The organism is Arthrobacter sp. TmtSoilC79 (genome assembly GCF_059739405.1).
Genome location: NZ_AP046051.1, coordinates 2031598 through 2057027, shown reverse-complemented (window position 1 = coordinate 2057027; position 25430 = coordinate 2031598). Strand labels below are relative to the sequence as shown.

The 25430-nt window shown below is 61.8% G+C and carries 26 protein-coding genes and 2 tRNA genes; 7 read left to right on the top strand and 21 right to left on the bottom strand.

What is annotated here, in order from left to right; translation table 11 throughout:
* Entirely contained in the window at window positions 1-495 is a 495-nt protein-coding gene (locus AC6JA3_RS09575; RefSeq protein ID WP_026548185.1) for a DNA alkylation repair protein, read from the bottom strand.
* Window positions 496-555: 60 nt separating this feature from the next.
* On the opposite strand from AC6JA3_RS09575, the gene AC6JA3_RS09570 reads away from it, so the two are divergent.
* Complete coding sequence (locus AC6JA3_RS09570) at window positions 556-1644, top strand: PDDEXK nuclease domain-containing protein (protein WP_043433330.1); 1089 nt, start codon at window positions 556-558, stop codon at window positions 1642-1644.
* Between the two features lie 18 nt (window positions 1645-1662).
* Here AC6JA3_RS09570 and AC6JA3_RS09565 read toward each other — a convergent pair whose 3' ends face one another.
* Complete coding sequence (locus tag AC6JA3_RS09565; RefSeq protein WP_155854159.1) at window positions 1663-2256, bottom strand: dienelactone hydrolase family protein; 594 nt, start codon at window positions 2254-2256, stop codon at window positions 1663-1665.
* Between the two features lie 382 nt (window positions 2257-2638).
* Between AC6JA3_RS09565 and AC6JA3_RS09560 the strand changes: the two genes are divergently transcribed.
* Window positions 2639-3982, top strand: coding sequence for an HNH endonuclease (locus AC6JA3_RS09560; protein WP_497920632.1), 1344 nt, complete (start codon window positions 2639-2641; stop codon window positions 3980-3982).
* Window positions 3983-4049: 67 nt separating this feature from the next.
* On the opposite strand, the gene nrdF is transcribed toward AC6JA3_RS09560, so the two are convergent.
* From nrdF to nrdH, 4 genes are all read right to left on the bottom strand, one after another.
* Window positions 4050-5024: a class 1b ribonucleoside-diphosphate reductase subunit beta gene (gene nrdF / locus AC6JA3_RS09555; RefSeq protein ID WP_011775019.1), complete on the bottom strand. Its 975-nt coding sequence runs from the start codon at window positions 5022-5024 to the stop codon at window positions 4050-4052.
* A gap of 123 nt (window positions 5025-5147) precedes the next feature.
* Window positions 5148-7289 (bottom strand): class 1b ribonucleoside-diphosphate reductase subunit alpha, encoded by a 2142-nt coding sequence (nrdE, locus tag AC6JA3_RS09550; protein ID WP_272944995.1) that lies wholly within the window; start codon window positions 7287-7289, stop codon window positions 5148-5150.
* An 11-nt stretch (window positions 7290-7300) separates the two neighbouring features.
* Window positions 7301-7771, bottom strand: coding sequence for a class Ib ribonucleoside-diphosphate reductase assembly flavoprotein NrdI (gene nrdI / locus AC6JA3_RS09545; protein ID WP_026548187.1), 471 nt, complete (start codon window positions 7769-7771; stop codon window positions 7301-7303).
* A 63-nt stretch (window positions 7772-7834) separates the two neighbouring features.
* A complete protein-coding gene (nrdH, locus tag AC6JA3_RS09540) occupies window positions 7835-8077 on the bottom strand; it encodes a glutaredoxin-like protein NrdH (RefSeq protein WP_011775022.1) in 243 nt (80 codons plus the stop codon).
* A gap of 396 nt (window positions 8078-8473) precedes the next feature.
* Between nrdH and AC6JA3_RS09535 the strand changes: the two genes are divergently transcribed.
* Both AC6JA3_RS09535 and AC6JA3_RS09530 read left to right on the top strand, forming a co-directional pair.
* Window positions 8474-9439: a LysR family transcriptional regulator gene (locus AC6JA3_RS09535; RefSeq protein ID WP_026542427.1), complete on the top strand. Its 966-nt coding sequence runs from the start codon at window positions 8474-8476 to the stop codon at window positions 9437-9439.
* Window positions 9440-9489: 50 nt separating this feature from the next.
* On the top strand, window positions 9490-9993 hold the full coding sequence (locus AC6JA3_RS09530; RefSeq protein WP_026542426.1) for a DUF2004 domain-containing protein: 504 nt from the start codon (window positions 9490-9492) through the stop codon (window positions 9991-9993).
* Window positions 9994-10089: 96 nt separating this feature from the next.
* Here AC6JA3_RS09530 and AC6JA3_RS09525 read toward each other — a convergent pair whose 3' ends face one another.
* Genes AC6JA3_RS09525 through AC6JA3_RS09500 form a run of 6 tightly spaced genes read right to left on the bottom strand, consistent with a single transcriptional unit; the run spans window position 10090 to window position 15163 of the window.
* Window positions 10090-10794, bottom strand: coding sequence for a hypothetical protein (locus AC6JA3_RS09525; protein ID WP_026548188.1), 705 nt, complete (start codon window positions 10792-10794; stop codon window positions 10090-10092).
* Window positions 10791-11795 carry a vWA domain-containing protein gene (locus AC6JA3_RS09520; protein ID WP_026548189.1) on the bottom strand — a complete coding sequence of 335 codons (1005 nt, stop codon included), beginning with the start codon at window positions 11793-11795 and terminating at the stop codon, window positions 10791-10793. Before AC6JA3_RS09520 ends, AC6JA3_RS09525 begins: the two co-directional genes overlap by 4 nt.
* Window positions 11792-12772 carry a vWA domain-containing protein gene (locus tag AC6JA3_RS09515; protein WP_026548190.1) on the bottom strand — a complete coding sequence of 327 codons (981 nt, stop codon included), beginning with the start codon at window positions 12770-12772 and terminating at the stop codon, window positions 11792-11794. Before AC6JA3_RS09515 ends, AC6JA3_RS09520 begins: the two co-directional genes overlap by 4 nt.
* A complete protein-coding gene (locus AC6JA3_RS09510) occupies window positions 12763-13233 on the bottom strand; it encodes a hypothetical protein (RefSeq protein WP_223943217.1) in 471 nt (156 codons plus the stop codon). Before AC6JA3_RS09510 ends, AC6JA3_RS09515 begins: the two co-directional genes overlap by 10 nt.
* Window positions 13214-14143 (bottom strand): DUF58 domain-containing protein, encoded by a 930-nt coding sequence (locus AC6JA3_RS09505; RefSeq protein WP_026548192.1) that lies wholly within the window; start codon window positions 14141-14143, stop codon window positions 13214-13216. Before AC6JA3_RS09505 ends, AC6JA3_RS09510 begins: the two co-directional genes overlap by 20 nt.
* Before the next feature lie 12 nt (window positions 14144-14155).
* Complete coding sequence (locus AC6JA3_RS09500) at window positions 14156-15163, bottom strand: AAA family ATPase (protein ID WP_026542420.1); 1008 nt, start codon at window positions 15161-15163, stop codon at window positions 14156-14158.
* Window positions 15164-15339: 176 nt separating this feature from the next.
* Here AC6JA3_RS09500 and AC6JA3_RS09495 point away from each other — a divergent pair, with 176 nt between their 5' ends.
* Window positions 15340-15543 carry a hypothetical protein gene (locus AC6JA3_RS09495; protein WP_223943218.1) on the top strand — a complete coding sequence of 68 codons (204 nt, stop codon included), beginning with the start codon at window positions 15340-15342 and terminating at the stop codon, window positions 15541-15543.
* Window positions 15544-15581: 38 nt separating this feature from the next.
* On the opposite strand, the gene AC6JA3_RS09490 is transcribed toward AC6JA3_RS09495, so the two are convergent.
* The 5 genes from AC6JA3_RS09490 to AC6JA3_RS09470 all read right to left on the bottom strand — a co-directional run bounded on the left by AC6JA3_RS09490 (window position 15582) and on the right by AC6JA3_RS09470 (window position 21309).
* Window positions 15582-16460, bottom strand: a complete 879-nt coding sequence (locus tag AC6JA3_RS09490; protein ID WP_026548193.1) for a carbohydrate ABC transporter permease — start codon at window positions 16458-16460, stop codon at window positions 15582-15584.
* Entirely contained in the window at window positions 16457-17326 is an 870-nt protein-coding gene (locus tag AC6JA3_RS09485) for a carbohydrate ABC transporter permease (RefSeq protein WP_026548194.1), read from the bottom strand. The genes AC6JA3_RS09490 and AC6JA3_RS09485 overlap by 4 nt, the downstream gene beginning before the upstream one ends.
* Window positions 17323-18651 (bottom strand): extracellular solute-binding protein, encoded by a 1329-nt coding sequence (locus tag AC6JA3_RS09480; protein WP_223943219.1) that lies wholly within the window; start codon window positions 18649-18651, stop codon window positions 17323-17325. Before AC6JA3_RS09480 ends, AC6JA3_RS09485 begins: the two co-directional genes overlap by 4 nt.
* 88 nt (window positions 18652-18739) lie before the next feature.
* A complete protein-coding gene (locus tag AC6JA3_RS09475) occupies window positions 18740-19939 on the bottom strand; it encodes an ROK family protein (protein ID WP_035761165.1) in 1200 nt (399 codons plus the stop codon).
* A 224-nt stretch (window positions 19940-20163) separates the two neighbouring features.
* On the bottom strand, window positions 20164-21309 hold the full coding sequence (locus tag AC6JA3_RS09470; protein ID WP_245232957.1) for a class I SAM-dependent methyltransferase: 1146 nt from the start codon (window positions 21307-21309) through the stop codon (window positions 20164-20166).
* A 187-nt stretch (window positions 21310-21496) separates the two neighbouring features.
* Between AC6JA3_RS09470 and AC6JA3_RS09465 the strand changes: the two genes are divergently transcribed.
* On the top strand, window positions 21497-21874 hold the full coding sequence (locus tag AC6JA3_RS09465; protein ID WP_026548197.1) for a cupin domain-containing protein: 378 nt from the start codon (window positions 21497-21499) through the stop codon (window positions 21872-21874).
* A 62-nt stretch (window positions 21875-21936) separates the two neighbouring features.
* Here AC6JA3_RS09465 and AC6JA3_RS09460 read toward each other — a convergent pair.
* Window positions 21937-22009 (bottom strand) — tRNA-Ala (locus AC6JA3_RS09460).
* 388 nt (window positions 22010-22397) lie between these two features.
* Between AC6JA3_RS09460 and AC6JA3_RS09455 the strand changes: the two genes are divergently transcribed.
* Window positions 22398-22988: a ScbR family autoregulator-binding transcription factor gene (locus AC6JA3_RS09455; RefSeq protein WP_026542412.1), complete on the top strand. Its 591-nt coding sequence runs from the start codon at window positions 22398-22400 to the stop codon at window positions 22986-22988.
* Between the two features lie 129 nt (window positions 22989-23117).
* Here the strand turns inward: AC6JA3_RS09455 and AC6JA3_RS09450 are convergent.
* From AC6JA3_RS09450 to AC6JA3_RS09440, 3 genes are all read right to left on the bottom strand, one after another.
* Window positions 23118-23193, bottom strand: a tRNA-Ala gene (locus AC6JA3_RS09450).
* Between the two features lie 115 nt (window positions 23194-23308).
* On the bottom strand, window positions 23309-23713 hold the full coding sequence (gene rsfS, locus AC6JA3_RS09445; protein WP_026542411.1) for a ribosome silencing factor: 405 nt from the start codon (window positions 23711-23713) through the stop codon (window positions 23309-23311).
* 59 nt (window positions 23714-23772) lie between these two features.
* Window positions 23773-25428 carry a hypothetical protein gene (locus tag AC6JA3_RS09440; protein WP_497920098.1) on the bottom strand — a complete coding sequence of 552 codons (1656 nt, stop codon included), beginning with the start codon at window positions 25426-25428 and terminating at the stop codon, window positions 23773-23775.
* Between the last annotated feature and the right edge of the window lie 2 nt (window positions 25429-25430).

Below are 25430 nucleotides of genomic sequence, written 5' to 3'. Positions count from 1 at the left end.
TCAAGGGGTAGTGGTGGTCCCCGTCGCCAGGGCCGCGGCGTGCCGCAGCTCCGGATCCGGGTCTGCCGCCCACCGTTCCAGTACGCGTTCAGCGCGTTCCTTCGCCTGGCCCTCCAGGCGTGCCATCAATGGTTTGACGACGTCTACCGCCAGGGGATCCACCAGTTCGCGGGTCCCGGCCTGCCTGATAAAACCTTCAATGCGGGTGAGATCGGTGTTGACCAGGATGCCTGATTTGGTCTGCAGCAGAACCACTGCTGCAAGCCGCCGTTCAAACACAGGTTCGGCCCAGAGTTCGGAACTCAAGGCGGTGATCTCGTCATGGTCCAGGTTCTTGTACCGCTTGAGCGCATCCCTCACGGTTCCCCGCACGGCACCCACGGATGCGCCATACACCTTCAGCGCCCCGCCAAGACGCTCGCTGGCCTCGGCAGCTTTCTCCCACGTGGATTCCATCTGCAGCGTGTGGTCCATGAATTCACCGGCTTCGCTCACACGTCTATTTTGTCAGTGCCTCCGCCTAGCGTGGTCACACCAGCAACCGACAGGAGCACCATGCCGTCCCAAGAGCTCACCACCGAAGCATCATTTCCGGGTGTCCCGGCTGCTTCGTCCATGCCCGACTGGTATCCCACTTTGCTTAACACTGTGGCCCAAGAGGTCCGCGTTGGCAGGACCCGGGCGATGGCTGCGGCCAACAGTGAGTTGTTGAATTCCTACTGGAGCATTGGCCGGCAGCTCGCCGAACGCGAATCCGAGCAAGGCTGGGGCGCCAAGGTGGTTACCCGCTTGTCTGCCGACATCCGTACCCGGTTCCCGGAAGCCAAGGGCTTCTCCCCCAGGAACTTGAGGTACATGAAAAGCTTCGCGCAGGCCTGGCCTGACTTCCCAAAGTTGCAAGCGCCGCTTGCAACATTGCCCTGGTACCACCAGATCGCACTGCTGGAAAAGCTCGACGACGCCGCCACACGCCTTTGGTACGCCGCGGCAGCTGCCCAACACGGATGGTCCCGCAACGTGCTGACACACCAGATTTCAACCCGCTTGCATGAGCGTTCGGGGCAAGCCATCACCAACTTTGCCTCCACCATGGTCCCTGCAGATTCGGATCTCGCACAGCAGGCAACCAAGGATCCCTACGTCTTCGACTTTCTGTCCATGAGTGATCGGCACACCGAAAGGGACCTGGAGCTGCAGTTGGTGAAACACGTGGAGAAATTCCTGTTGGAGCTGGGACAGGGCTTCGCCTTTGTGGGCGAGCAGGTCCGGTTGGAGATTGCCGGCGACGAGTTCTTCGCAGACCTCCTCTTCTACCACCTGAAGTTGCGCTGCTACATGGTGATCGAGCTGAAGGCCGTGAAATTTGAACCCGGGTTTTTGGGGCAACTGGGTATGTACATGGCGGCGGTGGATGACCTCATGGCACATCCGGATGACAAGCCGACCATCGGCCTGCTCTTGTGCAAGGAGAAGAACAGTGTGGTGGCCGAGTACGCGCTGCGTGGGTTCAACGCTCCTGTGGGCATTGCAGAGTGGAAAACCTCCCTCGCTGACTCCTTGCCGGACGAACTGGTGGCCAGCCTGCCGAGCATCGAAACGTTGGAGGCCGAGTTGGCCAGCGAGGCTGCGCGGTTGCAGGGCTGAGTCCTCTGGTAGGGCGGTTCAGACGTTGTCCCTGAACCAGGCCAGGGTGTCATTCCAGGCTGCCGTGGCTTGGGCCCTCACATAGCGCTCACTGGTGTCGTTGTGGAAGGCATGGTCCACTCCGGGGTACACCTTGAGCTGGTGCTTGACGCTGGTCTTGTCCAAGGCCTCTTGGAGTTGGGGCATGGAGCCGGTCATACGCGCATCGTTCTCCGCGTAGACGCCAAAGACTGCCGGCTTGATGGTGGGGACTTTCGCCGGATCTGGTGCGGGACCGTAGAAGGCGGATGTTGCTTTGAGTCCTTGGATCTCGGTGCTTGCCTGCCAGGTGATGCCGCCCCCGAAGCAGAACCCGATCATGGCGACGCGGCCCTCTTCGACAAAGTCCTGACCATTGAGGTACTCGAAGGCGCCCTTGAAATCGTCCACATGCCGCTGGGCGCCTCGTCCGGTGTACAGCCCACCAGGGTCATGGCCGCCGCAGACGCGGTCATACTCCCCTATTATGAACGCGACCCGTCTGGTGAACGTCTTGTGGGACATCTCACCGGTGCGAAAGTCATCGTAGAACTCTTCAATCAAGTACTTTTCAAACTTCTCCAGCTGCACCATGGCAAACCTCCCGGCTGTGACGAAGATCTTCCTCTGATATGGAGATGCGGACAAGGGCGGGACAGCTGGGTCGACAACTGGAGGCGAGGTCCCGTAGTCCTGCTTTTAGGGTGCGTCTCGTTGCTGGAGGGTGCTTGAGGTAGTTCAATGCTGGTTGCGGGAAATCAACGTGGGAACCGAACTCACCCGGCCAGTCAGGCGGTCTAATAATGTCAGTGCCTCCTGCGAGAGTTGGAGCATGAAGCAGATCGGGGAAAGGCAAGCACAAGCAACGGTGTCTGCTGTGCCTGCTGTTTCTTTGTCCCGTGGTGTAGCGCAGCCCTTGTCCCGGGGTGTGGCTCAGCCCGGGACCATCAGCGGTGACCTGATTGCTCAATTGCGGATGCTGGAGGAGATGAAGTCGGCCATCTCCGGTCTGCAGGCCCAGATTGCCGTGGCCTTTGATCTGGCCCAACGCGCTGAACAGGCCGAAGCGGGAGTACCTGCGGCCGAACGTGGCAAGGGTGTCGGTGCGCAGGTAGCGCTGGCGCGTCGGGAATCACCGAACCGCGGCTCACGGTTGCTGGGCCTCGCCAAAGCCCTGGTCACGGAGATGCCTCGAACCCTGGCGGCGTTGAACAAAGGCCTGCTCAACGAGTGGCGGGCCACACTGCTGGTCAAGGAAACAGCCTGCCTGTCCGTGGAAGACCGGGCCGCGGTGGACGCCGAACTCGCCCCCGACACCGGAACCTTCGACGGCGCCGGAGACAAAGCCATCATCGCCGCCGCGAAAGCTGCCGCGTACCGCCGTGACCCACGGTCCGTGGCCCAACGCGCCAGCCACGCCGCGACGGAACGAACCGTCAGCCTCAGACCGGCACCGGACACCATGACGTACCTGACCGCGCTGCTTCCGGTCGGCCAAGGCGTGGCCGTGTACGCGGCACTGACCCGGAGCGCTGACTCTGCCCGGTCCAGCGGTGACCCCAGGACCCGCGGCCAAGTCATGGCCGACACCCTCGTTGAACGGACCACCGGCACCCCCGGCGGGATCTCCGGGGTTGAACTCCAAGTCGTCATGACCGACCGCACCCTGTTCCAAAGCGATTCCGAACCCGCCCGGCTCCACGGCTACGGCATCGTCCCCGCACCCTGGGCAAGAACCCTGATCGGCGCAGCAACCCACCCGGAACAGCCGGTTCAGCCGACAAGCTACCGATCACGGTGGGCGGAGACACCAACACCAGCCCCAGACAGCCCGACAGGCCACGGATCACCGCCGGGCATCCGGTCAACATCCGGTCAGGACCGGCAACCAGCACGAGGTGCCCCAGCACAGGACCTACAGCCGGCACCCGAACAGGACCAGGAGTTCAAGGTCTGGCTCCGGCGGCTCTACACCGCGCCCGAAAGCGGTGAGCTGCTGGCCATGGACTCCAAAGCCAGGCTCTTCCCGCACCGGCACCGTCGATTCATCGAAGCCCGCGACCATACCTGCAGGACACCGTACTGCGACGCGCCCATCCGGCACATCGATCACGTCGTACCGTGGCACTCCGGCGGGACCACCACCCTGGACAACGCAGCAGGGCTCTGCGAAGCATGCAACCACACCAAAGAAAACCCCGGCTGGGCCGCCACACCCCTACCCGAAGACACCCACACCCTGAGCATCAGCACCCCCACCGGACACACCTACCAATCCAAAGCCCCACCACTACCCGGACACCGACCCTCCAGAACATGACCAGGCACGAAAAAGGCGGGCAGCGATTGCTCGCTGCCCGCCTCTTGGTGGTCGACTAATAGACGACTTAGAACTCCCAGTCCTCATCTTCCGTGTTGACAGCCTTGCCAATCACGTAGGAGGAGCCCGAGCCCGAGAAGAAGTCGTGGTTCTCGTCGGCGTTCGGGGACAGGGCCGACAGGATGGCCGGGTTCACGTCGGTGACGGAAGCCGGGAACATGGCCTCGTAGCCGAGGTTCATGAGGGCCTTGTTGGCGTTGTAGTGCAGGAACTTTTTGACGTCCTCGGCCAGGCCGACTCCGTCATAGAGGTCGTGGGTGTACTGGACTTCGTTTTCGTACAGTTCGAAGAGGAGCTCGAACGTGTAGTCCTTGATTTCCTGCTTGCGGGCCTCGGATACCTTCTCCAAGCCCTTCTGGAACTTGTAACCGATGTAGTAACCGTGCACGGCCTCGTCGCGGATGATGAGGCGGATGAGGTCGGCCGTGTTCGTGAGCTTGGCGCGCGAGGACCAGTACATGGGCAGGTAGAAGCCCGAGTAGAACAGGAAGCTCTCCAGCAGCGTGGAGGCCACCTTGCGCTTCAGGGGATCGTCGCCCTGGTAGTAGTCCATGACGATCTGGGCTTTCTTCTGCAGGTTCTCGTTTTCGAGGGACCAGCGGAAGGCGTCGTCAATCTCCTTGGTGGAGCACAAGGTGGAGAAAATGGACGAGTACGACTTGGCGTGCACCGACTCCATGAAGGCGATGTTGGTGTACACAGCTTCTTCGTGCGGCGTGATCGCATCCGGGATCAGCGAGACAGCGCCGACCGTGCCCTGGATCGTGTCCAGGAGCGTCAGGCCGGTGAAAACGCGCATGGTGAGCTGCTGCTCATCCGGCGTCAGGGTATGCCACGACTGGACGTCGTTGGACAGCGGCACCTTCTCCGGGAGCCAGAAGTTGTTGACCAGCCGGTTCCAGACTTCCACGTCCTTGTCGTCCTGGATCTTGTTCCAGTTGATGGCCTCGACGTGTGTCAGCAGCTTGACCTTTTCGGTCATTTCATCCCCTTTAAGCGATGGTTTTTCTTGAGATAAGCCTACGACGGCGGGTGGTGGCCCGCCGTCGTAATCTTTAGTTTTGGGTGCAGCCGAGGCCGCCGAGAGTCAGCCGATAACGGTTGACTAGAGCATGCAGGAAACGCAGCCCTCAACCTCAGTCCCTTCCAGCGCGAGCTGGCGGAGACGGATGTAGTAGAGGGTCTTGATGCCCTTGCGCCATGCGTAGATCTGCGCCTTGTTGATATCGCGCGTGGTGGCGGTGTCCTTGAAGAACAGCGTCAGGGACAGGCCCTGGTCCACGTGCTGCGTAGCAGCGGCGTAGGTGTCGATGATCTTCTCGTAGCCGATTTCGTAGGCATCCTGGTAATACTCCAGGTTGTCGTTGGTCAGGTACGGAGCCGGGTAGTAGACGCGGCCGATCTTGCCTTCCTTGCGGATTTCGATCTTCGCGGCCACCGGGTGGATGGAGGACGTGGAGTTGTTGATGTAGCTGATGGAACCGGTAGGCGGCACGGCCTGGAGGTTCTGGTTGTAGATGCCGTGCTCCATGACAGAGGCCTTCAGCTCGCGCCAGTCATCCTGGGTGGGGATGTGGTGGCCGGCAAAGAGTTCCTTGACGCGGTCCGTCTCCGGAGCCCATTCCTGCTCGGTGTACTTGTCGAAGAACTCACCGGATGCGTAGGTGGACTTCTCGAAGCCGCCGAACTTCTGGCCGGTCTCGATGGCCAGGCGGTTTGAAGCACGCAGGGCGTGGAACAGCACCGTGTAGAAGTAGATGTTGGTGAAGTCCAGGCCCTCTTCGGAACCGTAGTGGACGTGCTCGCGGGCAAGGTAGCCGTGGAGGTTCATCTGGCCCAGGCCGATCGCGTGGCTCTGGGCGTTGCCCTGCGCGATGGACGGAACTGAGTTGATGTAGGACATGTCGGACACAGCGCTGAGGGCGCGGATGGACGTCTCGATGGAGAGTCCGAAGTCCGGCGAATCCATGGTCTTGGCGATGTTCATGGAACCGAGGTTGCAGGAAATGTCCTTGCCGACGGTCTCGTAGCTGAGGTCCTCGGCGTAGATGGACGGCGAGGAAACCTGCAGGATCTCCGAGCACAGGTTGCTCATGGTGATCTTGCCGTCGATCGGGTTGGCCCGGTTCACGGTGTCCTCGAACATGATGTACGGGTAGCCGGACTCGAACTGGATCTCCGCGAGCGTCTGGAAGAACTCACGGGCGCTGATCTTGGTCTTCTTGATCCGGGAATCGTCAACCATCTCGTAGTACTTCTCGGTCACCGAAATATCGGAGAACGGAACACCATAGACCTTCTCGACGTCGTACGGCGAGAAGAGGTACATGTCCTCGTTCTTCTTGGCGAGCTCGAACGTGATGTCCGGAACCACAACGCCCAAGGAAAGGGTCTTAATGCGGATCTTCTCATCAGCGTTCTCGCGCTTGGTGTCCAGGAAGCGGTGGATGTCCGGGTGGTGGGCGTGCAGGTAGACGGCACCTGCACCCTGGCGGGCACCGAGCTGGTTGGCGTAGGAGAAGCTGTCTTCGAGGAGCTTCATCACGGGGATCACGCCGGAGGACTGGTTTTCGATCTGCTTGATCGGGGCACCGTGCTCGCGGATGTTGGTGAGCGAGAGGGCAACACCGCCGCCACGCTTGGAGAGCTGAAGGGCGGAGTTGATGGCGCGGGCGATCGACTCCATGTTGTCTTCGATGCGAAGCAGGAAGCAGGAGACGAGCTCGCCGCGCTGCGCCTTGCCGGCATTGAGGAACGTGGGGGTTGCCGGCTGGAAGCGGCCGTCAATGATTTCATCGACGAGGCGGTTGGCCAGGTCCTCGTTGCCGCGGGCCAGATGCAGGGCAACCATGCAGACACGGTCTTCGTAGCGCTCCAGGAAGCGCTTGCCGTCAAACGTCTTCAGTGTGTAGGACGTGTAGAACTTGAAGGCACCAAGGAAGGTCTCGAAGCGGAACTTCTTCTTGTAGGCGCGGTTGAAGAGGTCGCGGATGAAGTTCATGGTGTACTGGTCGAGCGTTTCGCGCTCGTAGTACTGGTTCTTCACCAGGTAGTCGAGCTTCTCTTCCAGGTCATGGAAGAACACCGTGTTGTTGTTCACGTGCTGCAGGAAGTACTGGTGCGCTGCTTCACGGTCGGCTTCGAACTGGATTTCGCCGTTCGGTCCGTACAGATTCAGCATGGCGTTGAGCTCGTGATAACCCAAGCCCTTATAAGCCTCAGGCAGGGGCTTCTTGGCCGTGTCCACAGCGCTCCCGGTTACTTCTGTTTCTGCGACAGTTGTGTCCAAAACTCTTCCAATCCTTGATTCACTCGGTCTACGTCTTCGGGTGTTCCCATAAGTTCGAACCGATAAAGATGCGGCACCTTGCACTTGACGGAGATGATGTCCCCGGCCGCGCAGTAGTTGTCCGCGAAGTTCGTGTTCCCTGCTCCGATAACACCGCGGATCAGTTTCCTGTTCCTTGGATCGTTCAGGAATCTGATGACCTGCTTCGGCACGGAACCTTCGCCGTTCGTTCCGCCGTAAGTGGGCAGGACAAGAACGAAAGGTTCAAGTGCCAGAAGAGGAGCGTCCTGGGCGTACAAGGGGATACGAGCCGCATCCCTGCCCAGCTTCCGGACGAATCGTTTGGTGTTCTCGGAGGTCGAGGAAAAGTAGATGAGGTGACTCCTCGTAGTGACAGCTTCCGTCGCCTTGCGTACGGTTGCCGCTGTCAGCGTTGCCATGGGAGTCACCTCGTCTACAGAGGAATTCTTAGTGTGCTGTGGTGGCGAAGTTTGAATGGAAACTTAGGCCACGGAGGAAACGGCCTGGGCCAGTTCCTCGATCTTGTCCGGGCGGAAACCAGACCAGTGGTCCTGCTCGGTTACGACAACCGGAGCCTGCATGTAGCCCAGTGCCTTGAGGCGCTCGAGGGCCTCGGCATCCTGGGAGATGTCGACACTCTGGTAGGCAATGCCCTTCTTGTCGAGTGCCCGGTAGGTTGCGTTGCACTGAACACAGGCCGGCTTCGTGTAAACCGTTACGGTCATGATCCCTGTCCCCTTAGTTGAAGTCTGTCGCTCTTCGTATCTGGCGGGCTCAACCGGAACTAACTACTGAATCCGATACCGGCCCGCGGGCTGCCGTGACAGCCAACACGCTCTGATTTTGGCTTGGGCTGCTTTCCCGCTCAATCCGTAAATCGATACTACATGTAGTGCAAGAGCAGAACTGGAACCCCAAGATGATGTATTACAAGTATGTCATTCAATCCACCGCTCGTCCACAGGCAAGGGCCCTCAAAATGTCCGTGATTCCGCCAAATTGAGAGATGTCATCCACACCCTGTGGACTACTTAGCCACATTTAATCTCCAGCGTGTCGCCGGGATACGGCGTGTCGTGACACTTTGAAAATGTGGCGTGGCGAACAGCTAAAATCTGCTGATGGTCAATCTCCACCACCTCCGGACGCTGATGGAAGTAACCCGTTTGGGTTCCTTCGCTGCCGCCGCCGCCCAGCTTGGCTACACGGCCTCGGCAGTCTCCCAACAGATGGCCGCGCTGGAACGCGATACCGGCGTCGAACTCTTCCAACGCTCGGCCCGCAGCGTTGTCCCTACGGAGGCGGCCGTGACCATGACCCGGCACGCCTCGAAGGTACTGACCGACGTCGAAGCCCTTATGGCAGCGGCCTCGAGAACCAACGACTCCCCCGCCCAGGAACTGAGGCTGGGCATCTTCCCGAGCCTTGCCACCTACGTACTGCCGGAGATCCTGCGGAACGAACGATGGAACGGGTTGGGCATTGAACTGCGCGTCTCCGTGGCAGAGCCGGCCCAAACCATCCAGGGACTGCGCAGCGGCGGCGAACTGGATGTAGCACTGGTGTACCAAGTGGGACAGTCCGGCCTGGCGTGGCCCCACTCCCTGGAACGGCAATGGATCGGCGACGACGACTTCCGCGTGGTGCTGCCGGCCTCATGGAAAATCCGGGAGGATGCAGAAATCGAGGCAGCACACTTGTCCGATATGCCGTGGATCGTCCACCACCCAGGCACCAGTGACGCACTGGTGATCGAGCGCCTGTTCGCCAGCTGCAACCTCCACCCCCGCGTGGTGGCCTACAGTGACGACTTCCATGCCAGCTTGGAAATGACGGCCGCCGGGCTGGGCGCCTCGCTGGTACCCGAACTGGCGCTCCGGAACCGGCCATCCGGCGTCGTGGTCCTCGATGTTCCGGACATCCGATTGGCACGAAACGTCTTTGCCCTGCTCATCAACGAAAAGCGGACCGCCCAAGTGCAGTTGTTCACACAGCTGCTGGCCGACACCCTGAGGGACACCTCCGGCAAGAGCGGACTTCACCCCCTGAAAACCGCGCCTGTCAAGGGTCCGCAACGGCGTAGGTGAAATATCCCCAAGTGCTGGAACCAGTAGGTTGATGGGGTTAGATTGATCACATGGGCAAGGTAGCGAGCAAGCATTTTGGGGAGATTGAGCTCAACCACGGGAGTGAACATTGCTTCGTCGCGAGGCACGAGCTCGCCGGCAACCAACTGGAGCTGGACCTCAATGTCACTGCGCACGACCACTTTGACGAGGCCGCCATGCGCAAGGTGGACTACCGCTTGCGCTTCCTGCCCGAGTTGGTGGACCAAGTCAGGGAAATGATCGCCGACGAGCTCGACCAAGACGGCACCAACCCTCAGCAGTTCCTGCATTTCCACAGCTCGCAGCTCAAGGATGAGCAGCTGGAATCGGTCTTCGGCGTCCGGGACAAGGGCCAGCTCACCAACGATGTGTTCTTGAAAGCACTTAAGCTCGGCCACGTCGCCATCTACCCCGGACAGCCGGAACGCTATTTCGTCCTGGACTTCACGCTCGGATCACGCTTCACCGACGAGCTCCTGGTGGTCGCAGCGGACGAGGACGGCGTGGTGGACGACGAAATCCTCTGGGAGTAGCAAGCAGGGATTAAAAACGTACGACGGCGGCCGGTCACCTTCTTGGTGATCGGCCGCCGCGCCGCAGGTGGCCGTACGGATTGAAGTCGCTGAAGCTCACCAGGGCCTGTCAACGCGCGGACCGTCGTCAGGGCTTCTCAGGTATTCTCCGCGTTCCTGCCCTTCAGAGCGCTCGCGTTGGGCCTGCTGCGCACTCTGCTCCAGCTGTTTGAGTTGTTCCTGTGCAGGAGCGGACGGCGATTTGCCGGAGGGCTGCTGGGGTCCGCCATTGCGCGACTGGCCCTCGGCGATTTTCGCACTGAGCCGCTCCCCGGCCGCATCAAGGGCGGCGCCCTCCCCTGCGGCGTTCGCGGGACCATCAGCATGGCATTGCGGCGGCGATGCGTTCGCAGCTGCAAGCCCTTCGGCAAACAGCCGGGCTGCAGCATCGCCCTCGCCGGCAGCGTCTCCCAATTTCTCGATGCTGAGCACCAGGTTGACCCGGACTTTGCATTCGTCGTCACCCGGCCCCGCGCGCAACGCAGCCTCAAAATCAGCCCGTGCAGCAGCGAAGTCACCTGCCAGCACCTGGGCGTCCCCCGAAGCGAACAACGCCTTATGCGGCTCCACGAGGTTCGCGACCTGGAGCCATTCTGCCGCTTTCTCCACGCTGCTACCCTGGCCGGCGGCATAGGACTCGGCCGCTGCATTGCCCAAGGCGCCCAAGCTCAGCAATTTCGCCGAAACTGCGAGCGCCAAGAGGGCCGGTGGGGCGGACCACAGCGCAAGCCGGCGGCGTCGGCGTCGTCGATTGTTGTTCACCGGGTTCGCTCCTTTGGTGCGGGGCGGAGGTTCAGGAGGGCGGCGAGATGGCGCAGCGGTTCATGCAGTGCCAGCAGGAAGGCCGCGAGGGCGAGCAGCCAGTAGAGCTCCACGCGTCCGGGAGTGTCTGCGTCAGTCACGGTCAGGGCACTTGGCTGGGCTTTGCCGAGCATGTCCGATGCAGGCTCGGTGCCGGTTCGGTGTGCATAGGGGAGGTGGAGTTGTTCGGCAATGGAGTGAAGCTGCTCTTCGTCGATGCGGGAAACGGCATCCTGTGCGGTGTCGGAGCTGCGGTCCTTGAGATAGCCGGCGTCGGCGTCCGGGCTTTCCTTCATGCGGCCGCCTTGGGGGGTGCCGTACCCGAGGACTGCTCCCCCTGCTACGTTGGCTGCGTCCATGGCCGGTGGCCGTTCGGTGCTGGTGTTTTCGCCGTCGCCGGCGTAGAAGACCAGGGCGGGCCGTCCGGGGTGTTGCTCCTTTGCGGCAGCGAGCTGCTCCTTGAGCAGTTGTGCTGCACCGGTGACGCTGCTGCCTTTTGCGTAGCGGGCGTTTTGGGGTTGGAGCGTGGTCATGGCGGTCTGGAGCGCCGTGGCGTCACGGGTGAGGGGCATGCGGACGGTGGCTGTGTTGTCGAAGGTGATGAGCGAGAATTTGGCGCCGGCGAGCTCTGTGGCGATTGCCATGACGTCGCGCTGGGCACCGCTCAGGCGGGTAGCGGAGCCGTTGTAGTCTTCGGCGGCCATGCTGGTGCTGGTGTCCACCACGAAGAACACGTCCATCTCCGCTGTGGCGGTATTGGCTTGTCCCCCGGGCCAGCCCGGTCGGAGCAGGGCTAGGAGCAGGAGGACGACGGCGGCACCCCGCAAGGCGGCCGGTTTCAGGTTCCGCGCTGGTTGCTTCGGTCCCCGGCGCTCCCGCACCAGGGGCAGCAGTGTGAACACCGATACGACGGCGAGCGCCAGTACCAGCAGTGGCCACGGGATGATCGGTGCGAAGGTCATGGTTCCATCCGCCTGCCGAGCACCAGCATGCCTGTTCCTGCGAGCAGTGCAATGCCGAGGGGCCAGGCGGGAGCGTCGGCCACTACTGCCTGCGGAGCTGCAAGGTAGCTTGTGGCCTCGGATTCCTGGACTTTGTCGACGATGCCGGCCACGGCGTCAGCACTGTCTACGGTGTAGTAGGCCCCCTCTGTTCGCTCGGCTGCGGCGCGCAGTTGGGTCCCGGGTTCGTCAGCTTGCTTGCCGTAGTCGAGGTCGTTCGGGTTCATCGCGTAGACCTTCACGTTTTTGGCGACGGCCAGGGCTGCCGCTTCGTCCAGGGTGAAGATCGGTTCGCCGGAGAGGAAGTTGTCAGTGGCGAGCACTACTGAGCGTGAGCGCTGGGGATCGGCGGAGGCTGTGTCCTCGGGGAAGCTCTGCACACAGGAGGCGAGGCCGTCTCCGATCAAGGAAGAACCGGCGCCGTTCCAGGTGCCGTCGAAGAAGGATCCTGCCCCGCTGTCCAGGGCTTCCCGCGCTTCGGAAAGTTGCTGGGCTGCGTAGTCGTAGTCGTCCGTGAGGGGAAAGAGTTGGACGCTGCTGCTGTCGAAGATCACCATGCCGATCCTCTCGCCGTCGAATTCCTTGGCGAGTTCCTGGAAGACCTTGGCGATTGCGGCGTCGGTGCTGGTCATGGATCCGGACACGTCCAGGCAGAGCACGATGTCCCTGTTCCGGATTTCCGGAACCTCGGTGGTGCGCGTGAGGGGTCTCGCGGCCGCTGTAGCCGTGGCGCCGAGGAACACCGCTCCGAGTATGACTGCACACAGCAGCCGCCTCCTGTGCCTGCGGAGCGCGTCCTGATACTCAGGGAGGGCCGTCAGCCGGTCACCGTGTGCGATGGGCCGGGTTTGTGGAGTACGACGACGATGGTGCAGCCAGGCGCTGATGACCACTGCTGCGGCGGCAAGGGGAAGCATCCACCAGTAGCTTAGTTCCATCCGGACACCACCTGCCGTGCAACCGCTGCTGAGTGCTGTACGGGGTGGACCGGGACACGGGCAAATTCGTTGGGATAGATTCCTGCTATCCCTTCGGCCAGTCGATCAAGCCCTTGGTGGCGCAGCTCCTCCAACGTCATGGAGGTGACGGGCAGGCCTGTGGCCGCGCCGGCGAACTCCCGCACGAGGAAGCTGAGTCTTTGGTGGGCGTCGCGCACTGGCACGCGTCCGGCGTCGGCGTCCTCTGCGGTGGCGTCGATCGCCGTGAGGCACGCCGATCGCAACGCGTCCAGGTCCGGCTGTGGCATTTCCGCACCTGCAGGTGGTTTACGGCGGGCTGGGCGGAAGATCCAGCCATACCAGGCAACCACCAACAGCACTATCAGCAACCCGGTCCAGAACCAGAGCGGCTGGTACTGAAGTGGCGCGTAGAAACCGGCGTCATCCTGCACGGCTGACACCCCCGGCGGCGTCCTTGGACGGCACTGCACCCGAGCGGTGCTTTTCCAGGAGGGCAAAGACAGCGGGCAGGACGTCGGCACTGCCTGAGGCTTGTTCCTCGGCTATGCCTAATCGGCGGAAGATGGAGCTGCGGCGTTCTGCGCGTTCGGCCATGGCAGCTTCGTAGGCTGCCTGGATTTTGCGGTTCCCGGCCAAGGGCGCTGGAATGACCTGTCCCGTCCCCACATCGGTACTGTTCGGGGATTCGTGGCCGGCCACCGGCGCAAGGTCCGCGTCCCGGATGGTGAGCCAGAGGACTTCGTGTCTGGCTCGAAGCCTGCGCATCAGGCTCTCAGTGCGGGCATCGGGCATGAACTCGTCCGCGATGGCAACAATGAGAAGGCGTCCCTTGAGGTACCGCAGGACGTAGTCCAGTTGCTCCGCGAGGGAACTGGCCGGCCCCTGGTCCGAAATGCTCGAGTCCACCTCCCGCAGGAGTCGTTCCAGGTTCTCCTCACCGCTGCGCGGCGGGACATACCGGCTTGTGGTTCCATTGCCGTGCAGCAGGCCGACGTCGTCACCGTGACGGCACGCCAAATAGCCCAGGACCCCGGCAGCATGAACGGCGAGGTCCTTCTTCGATTCACCGGACAACGCCTGGGCGGCCATGGTCCTGCCGGTATCCACCAGCAACAGCACTGAATGCCGGCGGACCGCAACATACCGCTTGACCAGGGGCGAGCCGTGCCGTGCGGTGGCCTTCCAATCAATGTCCCTGACTTCATCTCCGGGCACGTAGGCCCGAAGCTCGTCAAAGTCCAGGCTGCGGCCTTTGAAGACAGAGCCGTACTCGCCATCAAGCAGGGTAAGGGTCCGCCGGTGGGCGAAGATGAACATCTTCGACTTGACCCGGCGAAGCAGGCTGAGCACTCGTTGTCCCCGCTACGGTGTCTGGACGGACGCCACGACGGCATCAATGACGGCCTCCACCGGGACACCTTCCACCACGGCATCGAATCCCAGAATGATGCGGTGACGCAGAATGCGGTGGGCAAGGCTCTTGACGTCCTCGGGAATCACGTGGTCCCGGCCGTTGAGCAGGGCCAGCGCCCGTGCCGCCTGGCTGAAGGCAATACTGGCCCTGGGGCTGGCGCCGAACTCCACCAAGTTGGCCAGCCGGGGCTCCAGGTACTGGGAGGCATGGCGGGTGACATAGGCAAGGCCGACGATGTACCTGACGATGGCAGGGTCGATGTAAACCCGCTTCACGAGTTCCTGGACCTGGACCACGGCGTCCAGGGAAGCAGCAGCCGGCGGTTTCTGCCCGGCATCGAACACCCCGGCGTCGATCCGTCGGATGACCTCGGCTTCCTCGGCCGGGCTCGGATAGTCCAGGACGTCCTTAAGCATGAAGCGGTCCATCTGGGCTTCGGGCAGCCTGTACGTCCCCTCCTGCTCGATCGGGTTCTGTGTTGCCAACACCAGGAACGGCTGCGGCAAAGGATAGGACTCACCACCGATGGAGGTCTGCCGTTCCTGCATGGCCTCCAGCATGGCGCTCTGCGTCTTGGCACTGGACCTGTTGATTTCATCCAGCAGGACGATGTTGGCATGGACCGGGCCCAGCTGGGTGACGAAAGTGCCCTTGGCCGCATCAAAAATCTGGGTGCCCGCAATGTCACTGGGCAGCAGGTCCGGTGTGCACTGGATGCGGCGGAACTCTGCACTGACGGACTCCGCAATGGCCTGCGCGGCAGTGGTCTTGGCAAGGCCTGGAACACTTTCCAGTAAGACGTGGCCGCCGGTCAACAACCCGATGACCAAGGTCTCACGAAGCCTTGATTGGCCAACCACCTTGTTCTCGAAACTCCGCACGATGCTCCCCACCAGCTGCTGGGCACGGGCCATGTCCGGTGCGTCGATTCCGGCCGTGGCTGTGGTCTGTTGCACTCTGGTCCCCTCGCTGGCTTCTCTGATCCCGGGCAGTTCCGGCACGCGGTACCTTATACGCGATACCTGGTACCTGATGCACGACCCTGCACGGGCCACTCTATCCAAGCCCTCCCTGTTCAGGGCCGCAATGGGGACCCCTCCCCATGCAGCCTTTCGAGGTCTATCCTTTTGCCATGCATCAGCTACCAGCCGCCTACCAGAACTACCTCGCCGCCCAGGACCAACACGTCATTGACGCAGTACGGCCCGTCCTCCTCCAGTCCGCCGCCGATGAACGCCACGGCGTAAGGATCGTCTACAACACCGGCTCCACCGGCCACCAGGCACACCTGGACGAATCCATCCCCTACGGTGTGATCGTGGAGGACATCGACTGACTACCCCCTTTGGCTCCAGCTACCCCTTCTGGCTCCAGCTACCCCTTCATGGCCCCGGACAGGGCAAAGGAGTTACCCAGTCCCCGTGACACCAGCGCGTAGAGCACCAGCACCGGGACCGAATACAGGATCGAAAACGCCGCCAACTGGCCGTAGGCGATCGCCCCATGCTGGCCAAAGAAACTGAAGATGGATACCGCCGCCGGCTGCTTGTCCGGCGACAACAACAGGATGAACGGAACAAAGAAGTTCCCCCACGCCTGGATGAAGACGAAAATGAACACCACTCCGAGCCCTTGCCTCATCAGTGGCAGGACAACGGTGCGCAGCGCGGTCATGGGCGATGCCCCATCCATCCACGCCGCTTCCTCCAGCTCCAAAGGGACCGAGTCCATGAAGTTCTTGGTCATCCAGATCGCCATGGGCAGCGTGGTGGTGGCCATGAAGAATATGGTTGCCGGCATCGAATCCAAGAGATGAAGTTGGACGAACAACCCGTACACCGGAACCATGATTGCTGTCACCGGCAACGAGGTACCGAACAGCACCGTATACATGAACGGCTTGTTGAACCGGGATTGGTACCTGGACAAGGGATACGCGGCAAGCACCGCGGCCACGAGGTTCACCGCAGCTGTCCCGGCAGACAACCAAAAACTGTTGGCCAACGGCTGGAACAGCAGCTCCGGAGTCAGCACGGCGCTGAAATTGGCGCCCGACGGCGACGACGGCACCTTGGTCCGGTAGCCGGCCTGGGGATCGACGGCAGCCAACAGCAACCACAGCAGGGGCGCCACGAAGCACACCCCGATCAGCACCAAGGCGATATTCGCCCCTAGCCGTGCCCGGGAACGGGAGCCGCCACCCGTCGTCGTGCCTGTACTGGTTCTGCGCGCTCGCAGTCCTTGGGCGGTCATGGGCGCCGCTCCCGCAACAGATGAACGTAAATGGCGCCGAAGACCATACCCAACAGGATCAGCACGGAGGCCACCGCTGTGCCATATCCGATGTCGCCGAACTTGAACGCCTCCTGGTACGCCAGAACAGGCAGCGTAGTACTGGCATTGGCCGGGCCGCCCGCCGTCATCACCCAAATAAGCGTGAACACTGCCAGCGTTTGGAGCGTGATCAACATCAGGTTGGTGGTGATGCTGTTCCGGATCAACGGCAGGGTGATGAAGGTGAGCCTTTGCCATCCCCGGGCGCCGTCCATCAGGGCTGCTTCGGAAATATCCATCGGTACATCGGCCAGCGCAGCCCGATACACCAGCATGGAGAAGGCCGCGCCGCGCCAGGTGTTGGCCAGGATGATCGCCACCAGGGGAAAGGAATACAGCCAATCCGGCCCCTCGATGCCCACCACGCCCATCATCTGGTTCAGCGTTCCGTCCCGGTTGAAGTAGGCATAAGCAGCAAACGCCGCCACGATTTCCGGGAGTACCCACGCTGAAACCACCGCTGTACCCACCAAGGAAGAGACCAGTCTGTGTGATCGCGTCATCAGCAGCGCTATCAGCAAACCCAGGACGTTCTGGCCCAGCACCGCAGATGCGGCGACGAACACCACTGTCAGCCACGCCGCAAGCGGAAACGAATCGTCTCCGAACATCCGGAGATAATTCCCGGCGCCCACCCACTGGGGATCCCTCGCCGCTTTGCCCGTTAACGCGGCGTCAGTAAAGGACGCGTAAAAGGACCACAGCACCGGAGCCAGCAGGAAGATCACCAGCAGCAAAATGGAGGGAACCACCGGCAGAAGCCGCAGGACGCGGCGCATGCTCATTTCTCCAGGACCTTGTCCTCACCAACAAGCCGGCGAACGGTGGCATCGTATTCCGCCGCAGCGTCCTCGGGGCTTTGCTTGCCAGTGATCACTGACTCTGTGGCCACCTGGACGGCAGTGGAGATCTTCGGGTAGTCGGCAGTGGCCGGCCGGTAGTGGGTCACTGCCACCAGGTCCGAAACATCTTTCACAAAGGGGTTGGCAGCCAGATAATCAGCTTCTGCGGCAACATCGGTCCGGACAGCAATCTGTGAATTATTGATGTCATAGGCCAGCGCGTTCTTCTTGTTCAACGCCGTGGTGAGGAACTGGAAGGAGAGGTCAGGGCTTTTGCTGTTCGCACCTACTGCCAGCGTCCAGCCACCGGACATACTGACGCCTCCGGGCTCCTGACCATCACGGGTGGGGAACATGGCGACGCCCATGTCCTGCTCATATCCGGCCCATTCGTAGGTGCCGCCCTTCTGCCAGAACGACGGCGCGTAGGAACCTTCCACGGTGGCTGCCAGTTTTCCCTGGGGGAACCACTCGCCAAAGACCTTCTTCCAGATGTTGGCATCCAGGGCCTCGGCAGGGCTCACTGCGAGTTTCTCGTCGTACAGGGTCTTCAGGAAAGCCAGCGAGTCCGTAAATCCCTGCGAGCCGACCACCCACTTCTTTGCATCCACGTCATACAAAGTGCTGTCGGTCCCATACAGAAGCTCATAGAACCCCTGCATGACAGAACCTTCGCCGGTTCCCTTGCCCGCATACATATTGAAGGCGATCGCGTTCGGATCCGATGCCTTCACCGTACGGGCCATGGTCAGGACGTCCTCCCAGGACTTAGGTTGCCAGGGCAAGGAAATACCTGCCCTTTGGAGGACTTTCTTGTTGTACCAAATGGCTCTGGTATCCGTACCCAGAGGCACCGCGTAAATACTGCCGTCATCTGCACGGCCGGCGGCCTTGGCAGCATCGTTGAACAGGGACCAGTCATCCCACTTTTCAAGGTAGGGATCAAGCTTAAGGAGGTATCCGGCGTCGACATCCGAACGGACCTTGAAGGTGTCCTCGTAGAAGACATCCGGCGCGGTGTCCGCTGAACGCTGCGCCAAGGCGAGCTTGGTACCGTAGTCGTCATCGTTTGCCTGGATGGGCTGAAGCTCCACCGCCACACCGGAGTTGGCGGCCTCAAACTCCTTCTTGGCGTCCTGCATGACGGCGTCGAGGGCAGTAAAGGCATCCGTCTTTTGATAGACGATCTTCAGCGTTTTATTCCCTGCCGCGTCAGGCGTTGGTGAACAGGAACTGGCTGCCACAACCACGGCGGCGATTGAAACCATGGCGGCGAGCCTTCCCGCCACATGCCTCAAACCGGCTAACTTCATCGGGCGGCCCATGGTGCTCCAATCCGTCAAACGCAGTACTGAATCAGCCTTCCAGAAGGAGCCGCTGGGCACGCGGTGCCAGCATGTGCTCCAGGACGAGGCACGCGGCGCCGATTGCGCCCACATCCTCGCCCACTCCGGTTCCTACAACTTCGAGGTCATGAATCATCCGGGCAGCATTGTTCCTGTCCAGCAATTCCGGCACCCGCTCCAGGAAGTAAGGCGCCATCCGGCCCCAGAAGGGACCACCGAAGACCACGCGCTCAACATCCAAGGTATTGGTCACCACCGACACAGCACGGGCCACGAGGGTGGCCGACTTGTCCAGGATGGCAATTGCTTTCTTGTTCCCGGCGTCAGCCGCGTCGCACAGCTCGGCGAAACGCTCCTGGACCTCGGGTCCGTCCCTGCCCTCACGGCGACCATCCAGGACCCCGGCTGCTTCGGCCTCGGCGACCAGGACCTGGGGGATGCAGGATGACTTGACGCAACCGTGCAGCCCGCAATCACACAACGGGCCCGAAGGGTCAACCACGATGTGACCGATCTCTCCGGCATTGCCGGACGTTCCACGGACCACTTCGTCGTTGAGCACAATTCCGCAACCGATGCCCGTACCCATGTACATAAAGACAAAGCTGCCGGCACCGCTCGCGCCACCTGCCCAGGTCTCGGCCACAGCCGCGCTGGTGACGTCCTTGTCCACCAAGGTCTCAAGACCGGTGGCCTCGCTCAGGGCTTCACGGATACGCACCCGGTTCCATCTGGTCAACAGGGGCGGCTCCACAACGGAACCTTCATCCAGATCTATCGGGCCGGGGACAGCAACGCCAAGTCCGGCGATCTTGGACGCATCTACGCCCGACTCTTCCACCAGAACCTTTATTTGCGCCGCGATGCTGGTGATGACGTCGGCGGGGTCCCCGCCAGGGGTGGACATCCGGGAATGCCGGACAACGTCGCCCAACAAGTCAAGGACTACGAAAGTGATCACGGCAGGGTCCAGATGAACGCCCACGGCATACATACCGGCAGGGTTCAACCGCAGGATGGTCCGCGGCTTGCCCGGACCCGAACCTTCCTTGCCTGCCTCGACAATCAGCTGCTGATCCAGCAGGCGCCGGGAAATATTGGAAATGGTTTGGGGGGAAAGTCCAACAATCTGCGCCAGCTCCACGCGGCTGAGTCCCTGCGCCGAACGCCGGATCGCCTCCAGAATGACGGTCAGATTGAAGTCCCCCATACGGGGTAGATTCGTTCCGCGCCTCGGTGTCGGCTGCCGGATCTCAGTCACTGATGCCCCTCGTCATTCGGAAAAACTTCGTCGAATTTAGTCTGTGTCTGCATCGTACGATACCCGTGCCCCCGCGGATACGAGCACACGCTGGCGCCCGGGTCAGGGCTTGATAACAATGCCCCTGAATTGTATGTGACAGCTCCCCGGACCGTGGCTTGATGACGGTGGCCTCAGGATTTGCGGCTGCGCGTCACCGTGAACTTCGGATTGCGGCCAACCTCCGACGTCGGCCCGATCATCCTTTCCAGCTGGCCGCGGTACTGCAAGTGGCTGTTGTAGACGGTCCACAGCTCACCACCCGGCGCCAGGATCCGCGAGGCTGCTTCGAACATCTTAAGGGCTGCTCCCGCATGGACGCTGGCCCCAACATGGAAAGGCGGGTTCAGCAGGATGAGGTCCGCACTGCCGGGCCCCAGCGTGGACATCGCGTCATCGTGCAGGACAGCGACCCGCTCCCCCACACCATTGGCATCGGCGGTACCGCGGGCCGAAGCAACCGCAGCAGCGGATTGATCAGTTGCCAGCACGTTGGCCTCTTCATGGCGCAGGGCATACATGGTGGCCAGTATTCCGGTGCCACACCCCAGGTCCACCACGCGGCGTGCTGACGGCATCATCTCGAAGTACGTCAGAAGGAAGCGTGTCCCGATGTCAAGGCGCGCGCCGGAGAAGACTGCCCCATGGGCACACACCGTGATTCCCAGCTCCGGCAACGGTTCCACCACGGGGAAAGGGGGCGTGTCCGGAGCATCTTTGGGGTCCCGGGCAATGAGCACCCTGGATTTCTGCCGGGCCAGTTGGGGTTGGACGGAGGAGAAGTACTTCTCAAGGACCGCGTTCATACCCACGGACATGTGCTTGACCCGGCCACCTGCCAAGACCACCGCATCCTTGGCTGCGAAGCGTGCCACGGCATCGGCAATTTCCTCCAGTTCAGCCAGTGACTTCGGCAGTTGGACGAGGATCAATCCGGCGTTGGCCAGCAAATCCGAATCCAACCCGTGCTGCGTGAAGCGGCCTTCCAAACCTGTTGCGGCTGCGTTGCGCTCCAAGGCGAGCCTTCCGGTGGCCAGATCCTGGTGGACACGGACATGCCCGACACCGAGCCCGGCCAGGGCTCCCAGTGTCAGGGCTCCGTAACGGTCCCCCACCACTACCAATTCCGAGCCGTCCTCGAACATTCCGGCCGCAGTTTCCAACAGAAGGCGATCCGTGGCGTCGTAGGCAAGCAAGTTCTCCGCCGCAACGTCAGGGACCCTGCTCAGCGAGCCAAAAACAGCGTCCAATTCCAATGCCGTCACGATGCAGGTTCTCACTTTCGTTGCCTTTTTGACTCGACTTTGCCAGTGCTTGGGAGGACCCTGAGAGTGCAGCACTCAAACACCTGGTTGTCCCCACACGTGGTGAACCCATCACACCGGCGGCAGGCACGCGTCGCGGTGGCCAAGGAGCCAGGCACCGGGACCATTCCCCATTCCGGCTCCCCCTCCCCTGCGAGAAGCCATGAGTGTCAATGTTGTCACGAACCTTGAAGTAAAGTCCCACAACTCTCCCGATGAAGCCCGGCGCCCGGAAAAGACGGTGCTGGATCTTGTCACGGTGGGAGACTACACAATCGGCCGTATGACCTTTGAACCGGGTTGGAACTGGGCCGACTGCATCAAACCAATAGTTGGTACCGATTCCTGCCAATTGAGCCATGTGGGATTCTGCGTTTCCGGCACGCTGGACGTTGAAACCGACGACGGCGGCCGGGTCAGTATCACCGCCGGCGATTCCTACTCGATCCCACCGGGACACAACGCCCACGTAGTTGGCGACCAGCCGTTCCAGGGTGTCGAGTTCGTCAGCGGTGCCGAATTCGCCAAGCGACCTGAATAGGCCTGCTGCTTCCAGGCAAAGCAAAAAGACCCCGCTCAATTGAGCGGGGTCTTTTTCCGAAGTGGAGCTGAGGGGACTCGAACCCCTGACCCCCTGCATGCCATGCAGGTGCGCTACCAGCTGCGCCACAGCCCCGGAATTGTTCACTCCTTGGCGAAGTTTTTCTCTTCCCGTCGAAGCAACTCGTCAATACTAACCACAATCCCCCGAGAAGAGAAATCGCCTGCGAGTGAACCGCCTCACACTGATGACGGCCCTTGATTGTGGCGTCCGGCAGCCAAGGAGCGCTGGACGAAACCACCGCGCCTCCCCCAAACGGGCTGCCGTCGGGCGCGCTGTAAACAGCCCGCTCCCCAAGAAGTCTAAGATCCATGCCTCCAGAAACCAAACCGTTCAGTCGGTTTAATTGAGGGAACGGAATAGGGCCGATGATAGCGTTATGGGGTTCCCGCAGCACTTCGCCCGGGCAATGCCCGCGGATCATCGCGTCCCGCGCAATTACTGGAAAGGTCACTCACCGCCGATGCAGCAACGTGCACAGGACACCCGCCTGGCAGTCATCGAAGGTGCGGCACGGGTGTTTGCGGACATCGGGTACGGAAACGCCAGCCTGGCCGACATCACCAAACGTGCGGGCGTGACCAAAGGCGCACTCTACTTTCACTTCACTTCCAAACGGGACCTTGCCCTGGCCGTGATCGACGAGCAACACGCCTTGGTACAGGCTGCCGGCGCCGACATTGCATCCTCCGACAACCCGGCCCTGGAAAAACTCATCGGACTCTGCAGAATGTTCGGGCAGCAACTTTTGGATGTCCCCATTGTGCAAGGTGGTATCCGACTCACCTTCGAGGCCTCCGCCTTCCAAGCTGACGTATCCGGCCCTTACCAGGATTGGATCACCACGGCCGAGCAGTTGCTGGTCCAAGCCCAGGCGGAGGGCGATGTCCGGGCCGACCTGGACGCTGCAGCCTTTTCCCGCTACCTGGTTTCCTCATTTACAGGAGTCCAGATGGTCTCCGAGGTCCTCACCGGGCGGGACGATGTCATGGCAAGAATCGAGCAGATGTGGGAGTTCATGCTGCCGGCATTGGCGTCAGGCGCCGACAAGTAAACACCCGCGTCCAAGGCGGAGCCTTGCTTCGGCCGCCGGGGCAGTTCGCGCCGCGGGGGCAGTTCGTAAAGCTACCTTCCGGGGACAGCAAAAGGGTCCTGCCTTCCTTGAGGAAAGCAGGACCCTTGATGGTGGAGCTGAGGGGACTCGAACCCCTGACCCCCTGCATGCCATGCAGGTGCGCTACCAGCTGCGCCACAGCCCCATATTCTTGCTGCTTCGCGGTCAACATTTCAGCCATCCGCGCCGAAGCAACTCAAATATCTTAGAACAGCATTTCCGAAAATTCCAAATCGGGAATATTCGGTTGCCGTCATTCCCTAGCGCTCGGAGTCCTCCGCAGAAACAGCCTTTGCCGAGGCGTCGTCACCGAGCTCCAGGTCAACTACAGGGCAGTCCTTCCAGAGGCGTTCCAAGGCGTAGAACACCCGATCCTCAGCGTGCTGGACGTGGATCACGATGTCTGCGTAATCGAGCAGAACCCAGCGGCCCTCCGAGCGACCCTCGCGGCGTACGGGACGAAGATCCTGCTTGAGAAGTTCTTCCTCAATGCCATCCACGATTGCATTGACCTGGCGCTCCGTAGGAGCAGAAGCAATCAGGAAGATGTCGGTAAGCGCCAACCGCTCGCTGACATCCAGGGCTACGATGTCCTCGGCGAGCTTATCGGCAGCGGCACGCGCGGCGTGGCGGGCGAGAGTGATGGATTGTTCATGTGCAGACACGGGGACTCCTTGTTGTGGCCTGTGGCCTTGATGTGGCGTATGCCGGGGATAAAGCGGAACTAGCCGCTGGTGATCATGATGATGCCGACGATGAGCGCAACCAGGCCCAAAGCCAAAACACCGTACTGCAGGAGCCTGTTGCGCTGCGCCCTGGCCAGTCCCGCCGTATTGGCGTCCAATGGATCCAGCCCGTAAGCGGTGCTGGCGGAAATTGGTGGTCGCTGCGTGTCTTCGCTGGGCTCTACTGGGGCAACAGGCTTTTTCCTGGCCGACCTGGCAACAGCTTCAGCACGGGCAAGAACTCCTGCACGGCCCCGGGAAGCCGGCTTCTTGACCTGCGGCTGGTCCACTGCTGGACCGGCTGAGGTAATCAGGGGCACAAAGGTGGTGCTGGGACGCTTCATGACCGGGCGCTCAACACCAGGAACCTTGACGAACTCCAAAGGAGTCACCATGGCCAGGTTGTTGGCGGTGGACGGACCGGAACTGGCCGCCTGCGACTTGGCCTGGCCAGACTTGGTGTGCTCGGCCTTTTGTTGCCCGGCCCTTTGTTGCTCGGCCTGGTGCTGATCGGCGAGCTTTTGCTTGGCTGCCGCCCGTTTGTTCAGGACCGCCGCACGCTCGGCCAAAGCAATCTGCTCCGCCAGTACCGTTGGATCAACAGCCAACGGATCCTGCTCGGCAATGTGCTCCAACTTGGCCGTCTGGTTCTGGACCTGCGCGGCAATCAATTCACGGACAGCCAGCGCCTGCTCGACGGACATCCCGGACTCCGCAGCAGCCTCCGGAGCTTTGTCTTGAAGCGGCCCCTGATCGGCTCCGGCGTCGACGGTATCAGGCTGTGCCGGACCGGGCTGGGCTGAACCGGGCTGGGCTGAACCGGGCTGTGCAGAATCCGGCTGTGCCGAACCGGGCTGTGCAGAATCCGGCTGTGCCGCACCGGGCTTTGCACCCTCCGTCCTGATGGCGTCGGGCTTGGCAGAACCGGGCTGGTGAGCCGAGGTCTTGGCGGCGTCGGGCTTGGCGGCGTCGGGCTTGGACAAACCCGGCTGGACTGGACCAGGCTGGGCATTGGCTGCCTTGGGGTTGCCGGCCGCCTGCGCGTCAGCTTTTCCGGCCCCGGGCGTCGGGGAACCAGGTTTGGCCGCTTCCTGCGTTGAACCCGCTGCTGGAACGATTGGATTCATCGACGTAGCAACCTCGGCCTGAAGCTGCTGAAGTCGGAGCTGACGCCGGGTGGGAGGCCCGCCGCCGGAAAGTTGTTCTTCCTTGTCCGCAAGTTCCTTGATGGTCCGCAGAGCTGCACGGTCACGTGCCCGGACCTGCGAGGATCGCTCCTGCGCTGCGGTTCCTACTGCATCCACGGGACCATCAGCGGCCCGGCGATTGCGGGCTACTGGACGATCCGAGCCGTCACCGGTGTTGATTTTGGCGGGCGACACCGGGTCCACGGCGGCGGCCGTTGCCGGCGTCTTCGGCTGGGCTGGGCCGCTCGGCTGGGCAGCGCCGCTCGGCTGAGCCGGCGTCTTCGGCTGGGCTGGGCCGCTCGGCTGGGCAGCACCACTCGCCTGGGCTGACTGGGCAGCTGCATCTTGTTTCGCTGTTGCCTCTTGCTGCGCTGATGCCTCTGGCTGTGCCGTGCCCTCAGCCTGCTCTTCCCGGGCGCGGCGAAGCTCACGCCTGCTGCGGATGGGTCGCTGTTCCTGGCTGCTCATTA